Raw genomic sequence first — 14,239 nt, 5'->3', positions numbered from 1 at the left:
AGCGTAAAAGATAAATGAGGGGGAGAGAAGATTTGCATTTAGAAGATAAGGATATCCTAAGTATCTATAAAATAAACAAAAAAGAAGGACTAGATGTGATAGTTCATAAATACAAAGATCCACTATATAAATTTTCTCTCCACTTATGTAAAAGTAGACAGGAGGCTGAGGATTTATTTCAAGATACTTGGATCAAAGTGTTTAGAAACTTAGAAAAATATGATGAAAACAAAAATCTTAAAACTTGGATATTTACCATATGTATAAATTCCTATAAGGATAAATACAGAAAAAATAAACGCTGGCTTAATATAATTAAAGATTATTTTAATAACGATGAGAAGGAAAAAGAAGTAATTAATATAGGGTCTGAAGAAAATTTACCGGAAGAAGAGATGGTTAAAAATTTTGAAAAAGCCATGCTTAAGGAAGCAGTTGAAAGCTTAAAAGAAGAATATAAGCTTCCAGTAATATTATATTATTTCCAAGAACTAAGCTACAAAGATATTAGTGAAGTTTTGTCTATACCAGAGGGGACCATAAAATCAAGATTGAATAAAGCACGTAAGCTCATTAAAGAATATATGGAGGGGAAAGTTTATGGATGAAAACAAGATAGAAAAATTACTTTATGAAATAGGAAATGAATCCATAGAAGCACCAGAACAGTTAATAAGTAAAACCAAGGATTATATACAATATGAACCTCTTATATATGCCATACCATTGAGTTTTATAGTGAACTTACTGTTTATAATAGGCATGGTGTATTTTTATATGTCTTATATAAACTTGAAGTATTTTTATTTAATCATTAATATTACCTTTACTATAAGCAACGCAGTAATTGCAGTGTTTCTGCTATTGTTTTTTAAGTTTAATAAATTAATTGATTAGGAGTGTGATATACAATGAAAATAGTATCTTTGATACTTGTTGTCCCAATGATTATTTTAACTGTGATAGGAGCAATAATATATGGGATTTTAAGAATGAATAGAAGAGGAGAGTATGATTCTACCAAAAATCCATTTAAAATATTATTTTATATATTAGCAGGCGTAATTGGACTTTTGGGTATTTTATTTATAACTAACTTTGTAAATGTTTCATACTTTACAAGAGGACACGGAGAGTTTTTATCTGTGCTACCAGCTATGATTATTATGCCCTTATTTATGCTAATACCCCTTACAATTCTTATTTTGATAGGAAGATTTGTTTATTATGATGCACAAAGCAGGGGAATGGATCCTTGGCTATGGCTACTAGTTGCAATATTTGTACCAAACTTTATAGGGTTAATAATTTATTTAATAGTTAGAAATTCCTATAATGCTAGCAATAAGAAGTGTTTTAACTGTGGAAGTTATGTAAGAGAAGACTATAATATATGCCCTAATTGCGGAACAAATCTAAAAAAGACTTGCACGCAATGTGGTAGAGGTGTTGAAAAGGGTTGGAGCATGTGCCCTTATTGTGGAAATAATCTTAGTTAGTTTTTTAGGTAAGCTAGTTTTGGGTTGATTAGTTAATGAAAAAAATTCCCCAGGAATTTTAATTGTGAAAATTCCTGGGGAATTTTTAGTCATCTCTCATACCATAAACCTTTCCAATAGGAACTGTAAACATTAATCCTACACCAGGCTTTGACATATCTCCTAGGATACTTTTTACTGTCTGCACTACCTTATCTACAAGAGCGTCGTCTTCTAAAATAGTAAAGATGGTTTTGTTGTAAGGGTGAGAGTTATTTAAAAAGCTCTTTATGGATCCAAAAAGAGGAATTTGTTTGTTTTCGTTATCAAGTAGAGCCCTACCCATACCTTGGCTATCTAAAATAGTTGCTCCTTTTACTCCTATGTCCACAAAGGCGGTTAATATGTCATCTAAGTATTCTGTTTCATTAAGAACTAAAAACAATGCGTGCACTGTATCACGACCTTTCATTTATTATTATTTAACTGTTTAAATTTGTTGCCGCTTTAGCCCTTTGAAGTCCATTAACTTCTCCAGCTTTTTCTATAGCAATCTTTGCTAAAATAGGTCCTGAAATTTCATAAACAAAGACGCTAAAGAGAATAACTGTAGTAATCCCTACACTAAATTGCGGTAATTCTTGTCTAACAATTATGGAAAGACCTATGGAAACACCACCTTGAGGCAGTAAGCTAAGGCCTAAATATTTTACTACCGCTTCATCTGCATTTACTGCTTTAGCTCCTAAGTAAGCTCCTAGCATTTTACCCCCTGCCCTAGCTAAAATATAGCCAAGCCCTAGTGAGCCAACCTGGAATAAAATCTTCAAATTTAATCCCGCTCCTGCTAGAGTGAAAAATATTAAGTAGATAGGTGGAGTAAAATCATTCATGAGGGAAAATACACGATTGGATTTTTGCATTAAGTTAACTAAAGTAGCTCCAACCATCATGCAAGTTAGCAGGGGAGAGAGCTTTAGCATATTAGCAATGCCTGTGCTAGCGGCGATGGCAGCTAACACTAAAGATAATAATTCTTCACGGCTATTAGCTTTATTAGCCACAAAGGTTAATATAATTCCCAGTACAAATCCAAGTAATAAAGAGCCTAAAATTTCAATTATAGGTCCGCCAAGCATTTGCAGAAAGGTATGACTTGTCCCACCGGTGGATAATTTAGCCATAGACATAGCAATACCAAAAAGCATAATTCCCACAGCATCATCTATGGCAACTACAGGTAAAATGGTCTTTGTAAGAGGTCCATGTGCCTTATATTGATTTATTACCATCATGGTTGCTGCAGGCGCTGTGGCTGCAGACATGGCTGCTATAACAATACTAAAGGCAAAGGACTGATTGAAAATATAAAAAGTTACTAAAAATACTAGTAACACAGCAAAAATCGCCTCTGCTAAGGTTATTATAAGTATATCTTTACCAACCTTTAACATGTCCTTTAAAACAAACTCACTACCAATGCTAAAAGCAATAGCAGCTAGGGCAACTTCATTAACGATAGACAAGGATTGAAGCTCTGCCTCACCAATTAAATTAAAAAATGAGGAACCAATAAATAATCCAGCTATTAAATAGCCTGTTACATTTGGAAGCTTAAAGTGTTTAGCCAGCCTTCCTCCCAGTACACCAACTAATAATACAATACTAAGTTTAAAGAGTAAATTCAATAATACGATCCTCCTATAATATATTCTTTCTATACCTTAAATAGAAAGAAGCTTTGCAAGAGTCTAATTAATACAAAGCTCATATATAGTATACAGTATTAATGAAAATATTTCAAATTATGGAGTCTAGCTGGAATTCCTTTAAAGATAAAATTCTTATATATCAAATAAAACCCTAGATTCATTGTTTTCTAGTATGTGATTTTTAGACAATCCTTTTGCACAAATATAAAACAATGTCATTACTAAATTAAAAGTAGCAAAAATTATTAAGGTATAGGTGTAAGGATTTATATTTGATATAAACTTAATTTCAAAAGGGGGTTCGTTCAAGTAACAATAATTGGCAAGAAAAACTTGATTGAATTTATAAATAATAAGGTTATAACTATTTGTGAATATAAGCATAGACCTTAAACTATTTTTATTAATAGAGTATCTTTCAACAAATAAAAGGTATGTGGTAGCCCATAACATAACAATATGACCGCTCCAAAAGGAGATTAAGGTATAGTGAGGGAAATTAAAAGGGTCTGTGACAGGAAATAATAGGGCCAATATTGAACCGGCAAATCCCCAATAACAACATACATTTTTAAATATGTTTTTATTTGTTATAAAAGCAAAAATGGTAAATATAATTGCTATTCGGCAGTTATAAAGAGGTAAGCTTTCTTTTATAGTAAAATACCCAGAAAACATATACCATATATATAAAACTATTTGTTGAATTGACAATATTGTTATAGTAATAGCTTTAAAATATCTTGAGTATTTACTGTCCCTAAGGTTACTACCTTTGCTTATTATTAATATACATCCTAGTAATGTAAGCGTTAATATAAGTAAATGTAAGTTGCTCATCATTGGAAAACTATATCCATCTGGGGATCCTCGAAAAAAGTATTTTATATTATTAATCATAATAGGTTCACCTCTAACTAAAAGTTTATAATAATACTATATTACTATTTTATTATGATTTTAAATTTATTTCTATTAGGTTTTTATTACAAGTTTGTATAGTTATATATTTTTAATTAATTTTTAAAGTATAAAAAGGGTAAAGTCTATATTAAAATAATTTCGACTTTACCCTTTTTCCATGAGAAACTATAAGTTTTAGTGTATACTTTTGCCTTTTAATATCACTTTCCCATTATAAACCTTATTTTGAATATTATTTTCAATAGCTATTTTTCCACCTACTAACACATACTCTATACCGCGAGGTTTGGCAAAAGGTTGAGTAAAGGTAGCTGTGTCCTGGATATTATTTAAATTGAGTATAACTAAATCAGCTATTTTGCCTACAGCTATAATACCCCTATCTTTGAGTCCTAATAATTTAGCAGGAAGTCCTGTTGCTTTATAAATAATTTTTTCTAAAGGTAATAAGTTCTTATCTAAAGATATTTTAATGTATCTAGGAAAAGTTCCAAAATTTCTTGGATGAGGAGTGCCAAATCTAAAATCACTGAATCCTATGGCCGCACCGTCGCTTCCAATAGCAATATTTTCTTGCGTCATTATATACTCTACATCCTTCTCATTCATGCTATAGTAAGTTACTACAGCAGAACCCTCTGTTTCTAAAAGTAATTTTTTAACTGCTTCAGCTAAAGATATATTAAACTTATTTGATATTTGGAGCAAGCTTAAGCCTTGGTAGTTTTCTTTAGCTCCTTTTGCAGAAGAAACCACTATTTTATCACCGCCTCCACGAGAATATATATTTTCCTCAATTTTTGCGGCAATACTTTCCCATTTATCGCTATTGAAAGTATTTTTTATAGTTTTTATACCACCCTCTTGAGCATCTTTTGGGATAATTGGATAAAGAGAAGTACAAGATGCTGTATAAGGATATTGATCACAAGAGATATTAAGCCCTTCGTCAATAGCATTATTAATTAGAGAAATAATTTCTTTTCCGCGACCCCATTGATTTCTTCCCATAAGTTTTAAGTGTGAAATATGACAATGTACATTACTTTCTCTAGTTATAGCTATCATTTCTTTTATGGATTCAAAAACTGTGTCGCCTTCACCACGCATATGAACAGTTAATATAGCATCATATTTCTTTAATACCTTGGATAATTCTACTAGTTCATCTTTTTCAGTAAAACTTCCTGGTGGATAAACTAAGCCTAGTGACATGCCCCAAGCACCAGATTTTAGTTCTCTTTCTAATAAATTTTTCATTTCATTTAATTCTTCATTAGTAGGCCTTCTATTTTCAAATCCCATTACAGTCATTCGTAAAGTTCCATGACCAATTTGAGGAAGATTATTTATTGAAGGTTTATTTTCATTTACTTTTTTTACGTATTCATCTAAAGTAGAAAAGTCTAAATTTATTATATCTGTATTGTAGCATAGGGACTTACAATAATTTAATAAGTCTTTCCTTATAGAAGCATTGTTAGGAACTAAAGATATACCACAGCTACCTATAAGCTCTGTAGTAATACCTTGGAATATTTTACTTTCAAGATCTTTATAGATTAAAAATGAGCTGTCTGAGTGAGAATGCATATCTATAAATCCAGGAGATAATATATTTCCTTCAGCGTCTATGATTACCTTCCCATTTAAAATAGAATTTTCCCTGCAAATTTTTTTGATTCTATCCTTTTCAATTCCTATTGAACCTTTAAAAGGCTTATTTCCACTTCCATCTACAATAAGGGCATTATTTATTACTATGTCAAACATATTTTTGCCTCCTTTGTAACAACATATAAATAATATTTAAATTAATTATATCATAAATTTTCAATAAATGAAAAAATATTTTCAAAAATAGATATTTATAATAAATATTTTTAAATTTACTGACAAAATGAAAAATATATGTTAGAATATTAAAAAAAAGAAAATAAATTTTCAGAACGTGAGGAGAGAGCATACTATGGAAAACAATGTTTTTAATATAGTTGATAAAAAATATTCAAGCTTTACAAAAACATTCAAACTAATAGCTGATTATATTAAAGAGAATTATTCAGATATTGTTTTTTTATCTATTCAAGAGTTAGGAGACAGCATGGGGGTAAGTAACTCAAGTATAACAAGATTTTGTAGAGAATTAGGTTACGGGGGATATGCAGAATTCCAGAAAGCGTTACAATCTTTAATACAAAAAGATATTACTCCTATGAAGGAAATAAAAAAATCTATCTCTGATTTAAGAGACGAAGAAGATATTTTGCAAAAGACTATAGAATTAAATATAGCTACTCTTCAAAGTATGTACTCAGAAAGTATGAAAAAAGATTTTCAACAGGCTGTGGAATTAGTAAGTGAAGGTAAGAAAGTATATATAGTTGGAACTAGATCTACATTTACTGTAGCATTTTATCTCTACTTTATGTTGAGTAGATTTATGGATAATGTAGTGCTACTTTCCCCAGGCCAAATGGATGTATACGATAAAATATCTAGCATTGATAAAGAAGATGTTTTAATATCAATTAGTTTTTCAAGATATACTAAATTTACTTCCGATGTAACAAATTTCTTTAAAAATAAAGGATGTAAAATAGTAGTAGTTACTGATAGCCATAGTTCACCAGTTGCAGTAAAAGGAAATTGCGTTTTAATTCTAAAAAATAGTTCATCTACTTATTCTTATGTGGCTACTATGACCGCATTGAATGCTCTTGTTACCGCAGTGGGTGCAAAAAATCAAGAGGAAACCTTAGCTAAAATGGATGAAAAAGAGAAAAATTGCTTTGAGAATGATATATATGTTTAAATTTTAATTTTATATAAATTTTAAATTATAACAAAGGAGGATTTATTATGATACTTGGTCTACCTAAAATTCTAGGACTATTACCACTAATTTTTTACATTATAGTTTCCTTTAAAGGAAAGGACATGCTATGGGTTGTGCTTTTGAGCGTATTATTAGGGGGAATTCTAACTGGACAAACTCCTATAGACTTTGGTAATGCTATTGCTCAAGGATTAGGTTCTTTTTTAGGCCTAATAGGTTTTGTAATACTTTTAGGTGCTGGATTGGGAGAGTTATTAACTCAAACTGGGGTAGCACAAAACTTAGTGCATTTTGTAATGACAAAGACTGGGGTTAAGAGTAAAAAACAAGTTATAATTGCTAGTATGACATCGTCAACTTTGGTAGTGGCTTTACTTGGTTCTATGGCGGGAGGAAATGCCATACTGGCTCCTATTATTATTCCTATAGTTGCAAGCTTTGGAATTACACCAAATGCTTTAGGGGTTTTATTACATGGTGCCGGCGCAGCTGGATTATTTATTGGACCATTTGCTCCACCAGTAGTTACAACAATGGCATTAGCGGAATTAAGCTATGGTAAATATATGTTATATGCAGGCGTTCCACTAGCAATAATTGTTCTAGTAACAACTTATTTTGTAGCACTAAAAACACAGGCAAAATATGAAGGTATTGAGAGTTATGCTAAAGAAGATATTGTCAATGAAAATGACTTTGTTGAGAATGGAAAGTCTAAAAAAGCTACCATTACTTTTCTAATAGTTATGCTAATTTCTATGATATATGGAATTATAAATAAAGCGGGTGCTTCCTATGTTATTGTAGTTATTACGTTAACAGCTCTTATAGTTGGATATGTGGCAGGATTTAAACCAGAAGATAGCTTAAAGGCTATTATTAAAGGTAGTTCAAAGATGTACTGGATATTTATACTATTTGTCCTTTACGATCCATTCCTAAACTTTGTAACTAAATCAGGAGCTTTTGATGCTATAGCTGAACTTATAAAACCACTTATAAATTCAGGTGGGCCAGGAATATTTATGATAGTAAGTACTTTAATTGGTATATTTGGAGTTTCAGGTGCTGCTGTTGCTCAAGAAAAGGTTATGCATACAATGTTTTTACCAATATTACAACAATTTAATTTCCCAATGGCTCTTTGGGCTATAGTGTTATTAGTTGGTTCTCAAATAACATCTTTTGCATATCCAACTGGTGATATGGTGGGGCAAATGGGACTTGCCAGATCTAAGGATTTAAAGTCTTTGGTAAAAAATGGACTAGCAATAACCGTAGTAAGTTTACTATATGTAGCAGCTTTTGCGTTCTTCTATAAATTTTAAAATTTGCTATTAGAGGAGGGGTTATTGTGAGTAATTTTGCTTCAATAAAAGATAAAATTATAAGTGAAATAGAAAAATTTGAAGGGAATTGTGGAGTAATAGTCAAAAATGAAAATACTGGAGAATACTTTGGTTATAATGAAGAAGTTGCATTTCCTTCAGCAAGTATTATAAAGCTTTCAATTTTATTAGAGTTATTCAAAAGAATTGAAAAAAGGGAAATTAATCTTGAAGACAGAATAGTTGTAAAAGATGAAGATAAAGTAGGCGGTTTTGGAATATTAAAGGATTTAGATTCCAATCTTAATGTAACCATAAAGGATTTAGCTACATTAATGATTATACTGAGCGATAATGTAGCTACAAATATATTGATTGATACTTTAGGTATGGATTCAATAAATAATACCGTAAAAGAGTTGGGTATGAAGGATACAGTGCTTGGAAGAAAGATGATGGATGGAGAAGCTAAAAAGATGGGAAGAGATAATTATACATCACCTAAGGATACTTTAATGATATTAGAATGTTATTTGAATTCCTCAGATGTATTAAAATTATCTTCTAATACTCAAAATGTTATATTAGATATATTAAAAAAACAACAATGTAATAATAAACTTCCTCTTTTAATGCCAAAGGAAATTACTTTTGGACATAAAACAGGAGATCTTCCAGGAGTGGAACATGATGCAGGGATACTTTTCTCAAAGGTTGGAAATATCATTATTGTAGTTTTAACTAAAGAATTAAAAGACAATGCCCATGGGGTAGAATTTAATAATAATATAGGGAAAATAGTTACAGAATATTGCTGCTAACCACTTTTCAAATATAAAAACAATCATTGCCAATTCCTATTATACTTAGGACTAGCAATGATTGTTTTTAATTTATAAGAGGTAGTTCCACTGTAAAGGTAGTACTTTCATTTAAAACACTTTTAGCATAAATACTGCCACCATGTTGCTCCACAATTGCGCGAGCTATGGCGAGGCCTAGACCATATCCCCCACTATTTCTTGAACGTGATTTATCAATGCGATAAAATCTATCAAATATTTTATTAATATCCTCTTCAGCAATTCCTTTTCCGGAATTTTTTATTGATAAAAGGCTATGGTTATGATTTCTTCTTAAAACCACCTCCACCTTTCCTTTTGGTTCGGTGTATTTTAATGCATTATCTAAAAGAATCATAATTACCTGTCTAATTTGTTCGTTATTTCCCATCATTATTAAATTTGAATCCATGTGGTAGTCTAGTAAAATATTGCTTTCGAAAATGACTCCTTCCATGGTTAGTATTACATTTTCTAAGGCTTCACTTAAGTTAAAACTTGAGAAGATTAAGGATACCTCTGAGTAATCTACATTTGTTAAATAAAGCAAATCCTTTGTTAAATTAGTCATTCTTTCTACTTCAGATTTAATGTAGTAGAGCCATTTTGACTGATTTTTTATGGTATCTTCTCCGCTCCCTAAGAGTACATCTACATTTGTATTGATAACAGCAAGGGGAGTTTTTAGTTCATGGGAAGCATCTGCAATAAATTGTTTTTGTCTTTCGAAAGCTTCTTTAATAGGCTTTATGGATTTATTGGCAAAAAACCTACTTATGAGAAAAATAACTATTAGCATTGCTAAGGCAACAATCAAAAAGGTATAAATTAAATTTGTAAGAATGCCTTGGCGAGAAGTTATGTCTAGGAAAGTTATTTTATTTCCATAAAAGCTAGGTCTTATCATAAAGGCCCAGTAATTATCTTCTAATTTAAATCTGCCATTTTCTTTATTTTTATTCAAAGCTAAGGTCTTTGCCTTTTCGTAAAAGTCTTTTTCTATTTCAAATATGGAATCAAAGCTTTCTACATTTCCATTATTATCTGTATTTATAGTAAAAGAAATGGAACGCTCTGGAGGGTGGGGGAGATCCTTAGGAGTTTCCATAGGTTTACGATTAAACTCAGAGATCTTTCGGAGTTCTCCATTAATATCTCTATTAACATTATTGTAGGTCATTAAATATATGGCAGTAAAAGCCATGATCATGGTAACAGAAATTATTACTAAATTTAATATAAGAAATTTGTTTCTTAGCTCCTTAAACATTTATTTTTTCTCCTCCAAAACATATCCTACTCCTCTAATAGTATTTATGACTACCTTTGAATTTAAAAATAATAGTTTTTTTCTTAGAAAAGAAATATAAACCTCCACATGATTATGCTCCACTTCTGAATTAAATCCCCAAAGCTTCTCAATAATAATCTCTTTAGAGGTTACTCCATTTTTTCTAGAAATAAGAAGATCTAAAAGTTCACTTTCCTTCAATATAAGTTTCACTTCTTTATCTCCCTTAGATAACTTCAATGTGGCGGTATTAAGTTCAATATCTCCAAATTTTAAAGTGTTATCTAGTAACACCTCACCCTTGCGTCTGGACATGGCTCTTATTCTTGCCAAAAGTTCCTCAGTAGCAAAGGGTTTTGATAAATAATCATCAGCTCCACTATCAAGACCTATGACTTTGTGTGAAATTTCTCCCTTAGCTGTAAGCATAATCACTGAAGAAGAAATCCCTTCTGCCCGTAGTTTCTTAAGTATGGTTATGCCATCCATTTTAGGTAACATTATATCTAATATTATTAAATCATATATGTTGCTTAAAGCATTATCTAGTCCCGTTTCTCCATCATTAACTGTATCTACTGTATAGTTATTTTTTTTTAGTATTTGAGTTAAGGCTTCAGCTAAATGAAGTTCATCTTCAACCAAAAGTATTCTCATAAATATCCCTCCATTTTTTAATTATCTTATTATATCACAGTAAACCTTTAATAAACCTTAAATGTAAACAGTATGTGAACTCATGGATTGTCAAAGGGGATTTAAGGTTTGTTTAAGCTTCAATTTATAAAATTAAAGTGAATTAAGAGAAATTAAAGAAAGGAGTATGGCAATGGCTATCGAGGTTTTTAATAGACAAGAATGTAAATTTTTAATCCATAAATCCATATACAAAGATATTGAAAATAGGATTTTGAGATATATGGAACTTGATGATTACAACAAGGAAAAAGAATTCTATACCATAAGCAATATCTACTATGATACAGAAGATAATCATTTAATAAGAACTTCTCTATGTAAGCCTACCTATAAAGAGAAGCTTCGCCTAAGAGCCTATGGAATTCCCAAAGGTGAGGATAAGGTGTTTTTAGAGGTAAAGAAAAAGGTTAATGGCTTTGGTAATAAAAGAAGAACTAAACTAGAACTACAGGAGGCATATGAGTTTTTTTCTACTGGTAAGAAGCCAGAGATAAAAAATTATATGAATAAACAAGTTATAAATGAAGTAGAGTATATTTTTAAAACTTATCATCTTAAGCCAAAGCTTTATATAGCCTATGATAGAAGGGCCTTCTTTTATAAGGAAAATCGAAATTTAAGAATAACCTTTGATGAAAATATAAGAACAAGAAGATATGATTTAGCTTTAGAGAAGGGAGACTATGGAGAAAATTTATTACAAGAAGATGAGATTCTTATGGAAATAAAAACAGATTATAGCATACCATTATGGCTATGTAAATTGCTTTCAGAATATAAAATATTTAAAAGAAGTTTTTCAAAATATGGGAATGAATATGAAAAAATGCTATTAAGCAATACACAATTGAAAGGGGAAATGAAACCATGCTTGAATCAATATTTAACGCAACCACAACTAATACATCAATTTCTTTAGGAAACTCAATATTAACTATAGTGATATCCTTTATTTTAGGTGGAATTATAAGCTTTACTTATATGAAGACCTCTAGCAAAAAAGGATATTCAGAAAACTTTGCTCTTACATTAATTATTGTGCCTTCAGTAATTGCAATAATTGTATTTTTAATTGGAAGTAATATTGCAAGAGCTTTTAGTTTAACAGGAGCCTTTTCTATAATTAGATTTAGAAGTGCCCCTGGAGACCCAAAGGATATATCCTATGTGCTCTTTACTATGGCAGCGGGGCTAGCTTGTGGAGTTGGAGTTTTTGGATATGCTATTTTGTTTACAATATTTCTTTGTTTACTTATGTTTGCTCTTAACATATTTAATTTTGGAGAAAGAAAGGTTTCTCAAAAACTACTTAAGATAACTATTCCAGAGGATTTAGATTATGAAGGGGCTTTTGACGAGGTTTTTAATGAATTTGTAGGGAGTCATGAATTAATTAAAGTAAAGACTATGGACTTAGGAAGTCTTTATCAACTTGTTTATACCGTTACTATAGATAATAAAATAAGTCAAAAGGAATTTTTAGATGCCCTTAGATGCAGAAATGGTAATTTAAATATTTCCTTATCAATGCACGCAGATAAAGCAGAATATTAATGAAGGGGAAAGAGTATATGAATGAAAATATTAAAATAAAAAAAATCTTAGCTTTAAGTATTGCAATTATACTAATTGTAACAGCCTTTATAATTAAGAATAGTAAAGAAAAAGTTCAAGTTCAGGGTAGTACTGAGGCAGCTTATGATTCTATTTTTCAAGAAGATAAGGTCATAGATATTAAAGTTGAGATTCCTGAAAGTGATTGGAAAAACATTCTTGATAATCCACTGGCAGAGGAGTATAAAAGTGCAGATGTAACCATAGATGGCAACACTATTAAGAATGTAGGGTTTAGAACAAAGGGAAATCTTACATTAAGATCCGTGGCTAGTAGTGAATCAGACCGTTATAGTTTTAGGATTAAGCTAGATAAGTATGTAAAGGGTCAAAACCTTTTAGGGCTAGATGAAATAGTTGTAAACAATATGTACGCTGACCCTTCCTTTATGAGGGAGTATTTAAGTTATGAAGCGTTAAAATCCATAGGAGCTAATGTACCTGAAACTGTTTTTGCAAATATTTATGTAAACGGAAAACTACAAGGATTTTACTTATGCATTGAAGCTATAGATGATAGCTACTTAGAAAGAAACTTTGGAAATAACAGTGGTAACTTATATAAACAGGAAAAAGGAAGTACTCTTCAATATGTTGAAGGTGGAAGCTATGATAGCTATGAACAAAAAAATGGAGGTGATTTAAGCAAAACTGATTTAAAAACCCTTATCAAAACCTTAAATGAAATGTCGCAGGGTGAAAAGAGGGATATTGAAAAGGTGTTAGATGTGGATAGTGCGTTAAAATATATAGCAGCTAATACAGTGTTAGGTAACTACGATAGTTATAGCGGTAACATGGCTCAAAACTATTACTTATATGGACAGAATGGTAAGTTTACTGTACTACCTTGGGATTATAATATGTCCATGGGAGGATTTGGTGGTGGAAATATTTCAACCATACCTATTGATGAACCAGTTTCAGGGGTTAATATAAAAAATCTTCCTTTAATAAATAATTTATTAGCTGTGGCAGAATACAAAGAAAAATATCATGGATATGTAAAAGCTCTTCTTACCTATCTTGAAAACTTTGAAGAAAGAACTACAGAGCTTGCAAATATTATAAGACCTTACGTAGAAGCTGATAATACTAAGTTTTATACTATGGAGCAGTTTGAAAACAACTTAAAATATACTCAAATAAATATTGATTCAAATACAACTTCAAATGCAAATACTAATGCTAATATGAATAGGCCGGAAAATATGCCTAAGCAAAGACCAGATGGGGTTACCGCTGCCTCAAAAAATACCCAAGGAAATTTAAAACCAGAAAATAGACCAGCTCCACCAGAAGGAGGTATGGATAAAGGCTTCATGGGTGGTGATTTCAAAGGTGTAAGAGGTGGTGGAGGTATGATGGGAAATGCACCTTCCATTATGACCTATATAAAAGATAGAGTAGAAAACATTAAAAAACAGCTATCAGGAGAGCTTCCAACCACAGGGAATACAACTATGAATGAAAATAAAGGACGCGCAGATTAATGCACGTCCTTTTGACATT

15 protein-coding genes are annotated in these 14,239 nt (G+C 30.8%); 9 read left to right on the top strand and 6 right to left on the bottom strand.

What is annotated here, in order from left to right:
- Positions 1 to 32 precede the first annotated feature (32 nt).
- Genes ABDZ69_RS10840 through ABDZ69_RS10830 form a run of 3 tightly spaced genes read left to right on the top strand, consistent with a single transcriptional unit; the run spans position 33 to position 1,499 of the window.
- The gene (locus tag ABDZ69_RS10840; RefSeq protein WP_343769479.1) at positions 33 to 608 is read left to right on the top strand and encodes an RNA polymerase sigma factor; all 576 of its coding nucleotides are present in this window, start codon (positions 33 to 35) and stop codon (positions 606 to 608) included.
- The gene (locus tag ABDZ69_RS10835) at positions 601 to 897 is read left to right on the top strand and encodes a hypothetical protein (RefSeq protein WP_343769478.1); all 297 of its coding nucleotides are present in this window, start codon (positions 601 to 603) and stop codon (positions 895 to 897) included. Before ABDZ69_RS10840 ends, ABDZ69_RS10835 begins: the two co-directional genes overlap by 8 nt.
- A gap of 14 nt (positions 898 to 911) precedes the next feature.
- Positions 912 to 1,499 (top strand): zinc ribbon domain-containing protein, encoded by a 588-nt coding sequence (locus ABDZ69_RS10830; RefSeq protein ID WP_343769477.1) that lies wholly within the window; start codon positions 912 to 914, stop codon positions 1,497 to 1,499.
- Positions 1,500 to 1,584: 85 nt separating this feature from the next.
- Here ABDZ69_RS10830 and ABDZ69_RS10825 read toward each other — a convergent pair whose 3' ends face one another.
- The 4 genes from ABDZ69_RS10825 to ABDZ69_RS10810 form a co-directional block, all read right to left on the bottom strand.
- Positions 1,585 to 1,950, bottom strand: coding sequence for a P-II family nitrogen regulator (locus ABDZ69_RS10825; protein WP_343769476.1), 366 nt, complete (start codon positions 1,948 to 1,950; stop codon positions 1,585 to 1,587).
- Positions 1,951 to 1,960: 10 nt separating this feature from the next.
- Positions 1,961 to 3,166 (bottom strand): cation:proton antiporter, encoded by a 1,206-nt coding sequence (locus ABDZ69_RS10820; protein WP_343769475.1) that lies wholly within the window; start codon positions 3,164 to 3,166, stop codon positions 1,961 to 1,963.
- Between the two features lie 156 nt (positions 3,167 to 3,322).
- Positions 3,323 to 4,090 carry a YwaF family protein gene (locus ABDZ69_RS10815; RefSeq protein WP_343769474.1) on the bottom strand — a complete coding sequence of 256 codons (768 nt, stop codon included), beginning with the start codon at positions 4,088 to 4,090 and terminating at the stop codon, positions 3,323 to 3,325.
- 198 nt (positions 4,091 to 4,288) lie between these two features.
- Complete coding sequence (locus ABDZ69_RS10810) at positions 4,289 to 5,887, bottom strand: N-acyl-D-amino-acid deacylase family protein (protein WP_343769473.1); 1,599 nt, start codon at positions 5,885 to 5,887, stop codon at positions 4,289 to 4,291.
- Positions 5,888 to 6,083: 196 nt separating this feature from the next.
- Between ABDZ69_RS10810 and ABDZ69_RS10805 the strand changes: the two genes are divergently transcribed.
- Genes ABDZ69_RS10805 through ABDZ69_RS10795 form a run of 3 tightly spaced genes read left to right on the top strand, consistent with a single transcriptional unit; the run spans position 6,084 to position 9,102 of the window.
- On the top strand, positions 6,084 to 6,929 hold the full coding sequence (locus ABDZ69_RS10805; RefSeq protein ID WP_343769472.1) for a MurR/RpiR family transcriptional regulator: 846 nt from the start codon (positions 6,084 to 6,086) through the stop codon (positions 6,927 to 6,929).
- A 47-nt stretch (positions 6,930 to 6,976) separates the two neighbouring features.
- Positions 6,977 to 8,281, top strand: a complete 1,305-nt coding sequence (locus ABDZ69_RS10800) for a GntT/GntP/DsdX family permease (protein ID WP_343769471.1) — start codon at positions 6,977 to 6,979, stop codon at positions 8,279 to 8,281.
- A gap of 26 nt (positions 8,282 to 8,307) precedes the next feature.
- A complete protein-coding gene (locus tag ABDZ69_RS10795) occupies positions 8,308 to 9,102 on the top strand; it encodes a serine hydrolase (RefSeq protein WP_343769470.1) in 795 nt (264 codons plus the stop codon).
- A 67-nt stretch (positions 9,103 to 9,169) separates the two neighbouring features.
- Here the strand turns inward: ABDZ69_RS10795 and ABDZ69_RS10790 are convergent, their stop codons facing one another.
- Both ABDZ69_RS10790 and ABDZ69_RS10785 read right to left on the bottom strand, forming a co-directional pair.
- A complete protein-coding gene (locus tag ABDZ69_RS10790; RefSeq protein WP_343769469.1) occupies positions 9,170 to 10,393 on the bottom strand; it encodes a sensor histidine kinase in 1,224 nt (407 codons plus the stop codon).
- Positions 10,394 to 11,071, bottom strand: coding sequence for a response regulator transcription factor (locus ABDZ69_RS10785; protein ID WP_343769468.1), 678 nt, complete (start codon positions 11,069 to 11,071; stop codon positions 10,394 to 10,396).
- Between the two features lie 172 nt (positions 11,072 to 11,243).
- Here ABDZ69_RS10785 and ABDZ69_RS10780 point away from each other — a divergent pair, with 172 nt between their 5' ends.
- From ABDZ69_RS10780 to ABDZ69_RS10770, 3 genes are read left to right on the top strand one after another with little or no spacing between them, the layout of a single operon-like run.
- Positions 11,244 to 12,032: a polyphosphate polymerase domain-containing protein gene (locus ABDZ69_RS10780; protein ID WP_343769467.1), complete on the top strand. Its 789-nt coding sequence runs from the start codon at positions 11,244 to 11,246 to the stop codon at positions 12,030 to 12,032.
- Positions 11,981 to 12,667 carry a DUF4956 domain-containing protein gene (locus ABDZ69_RS10775; RefSeq protein WP_343769466.1) on the top strand — a complete coding sequence of 229 codons (687 nt, stop codon included), beginning with the start codon at positions 11,981 to 11,983 and terminating at the stop codon, positions 12,665 to 12,667. The genes ABDZ69_RS10780 and ABDZ69_RS10775 overlap by 52 nt, the downstream gene beginning before the upstream one ends.
- A 17-nt stretch (positions 12,668 to 12,684) precedes the next feature.
- Positions 12,685 to 14,220: a CotH kinase family protein gene (locus ABDZ69_RS10770; RefSeq protein WP_343769465.1), complete on the top strand. Its 1,536-nt coding sequence runs from the start codon at positions 12,685 to 12,687 to the stop codon at positions 14,218 to 14,220.
- Positions 14,221 to 14,239: the final 19 nt, after the last annotated feature.

It is taken from the genome of Clostridium malenominatum, assembly GCF_039521365.1.
Taxonomy (GTDB): Bacteria; Bacillota; Clostridia; order Clostridiales; family Clostridiaceae; genus Clostridium_AW; species Clostridium_AW malenominatum.
The sequence above is the reverse complement of the archived record's forward strand: the minus strand, read 5'-3'. Positions and strand labels throughout refer to the sequence as shown.

Coding starts and splice junctions, on each gene's coding strand:
- ABDZ69_RS10785 (WP_343769468.1), bottom strand. CDS start 11,071: ATGAGAATACTTTTGGTTGAAGATGAACTTCATTTAGCTGAAGCCTTA.
- ABDZ69_RS10810 (WP_343769473.1), bottom strand. CDS start 5,887: ATGTTTGACATAGTAATAAATAATGCCCTTATTGTAGATGGAAGTGGA.
- ABDZ69_RS10815 (WP_343769474.1), bottom strand. CDS start 4,090: ATGATTAATAATATAAAATACTTTTTTCGAGGATCCCCAGATGGATAT.
- ABDZ69_RS10790 (WP_343769469.1), bottom strand. CDS start 10,393: ATGTTTAAGGAGCTAAGAAACAAATTTCTTATATTAAATTTAGTAATA.
- ABDZ69_RS10800 (WP_343769471.1), top strand. CDS start 6,977: ATGATACTTGGTCTACCTAAAATTCTAGGACTATTACCACTAATTTTT.
- ABDZ69_RS10830 (WP_343769477.1), top strand. CDS start 912: ATGAAAATAGTATCTTTGATACTTGTTGTCCCAATGATTATTTTAACT.
- ABDZ69_RS10805 (WP_343769472.1), top strand. CDS start 6,084: ATGGAAAACAATGTTTTTAATATAGTTGATAAAAAATATTCAAGCTTT.
- ABDZ69_RS10835 (WP_343769478.1), top strand. CDS start 601: ATGGATGAAAACAAGATAGAAAAATTACTTTATGAAATAGGAAATGAA.
- ABDZ69_RS10770 (WP_343769465.1), top strand. CDS start 12,685: ATGAATGAAAATATTAAAATAAAAAAAATCTTAGCTTTAAGTATTGCA.
- ABDZ69_RS10780 (WP_343769467.1), top strand. CDS start 11,244: ATGGCTATCGAGGTTTTTAATAGACAAGAATGTAAATTTTTAATCCAT.
- ABDZ69_RS10825 (WP_343769476.1), bottom strand. CDS start 1,950: ATGAAAGGTCGTGATACAGTGCACGCATTGTTTTTAGTTCTTAATGAA.
- ABDZ69_RS10775 (WP_343769466.1), top strand. CDS start 11,981: ATGCTTGAATCAATATTTAACGCAACCACAACTAATACATCAATTTCT.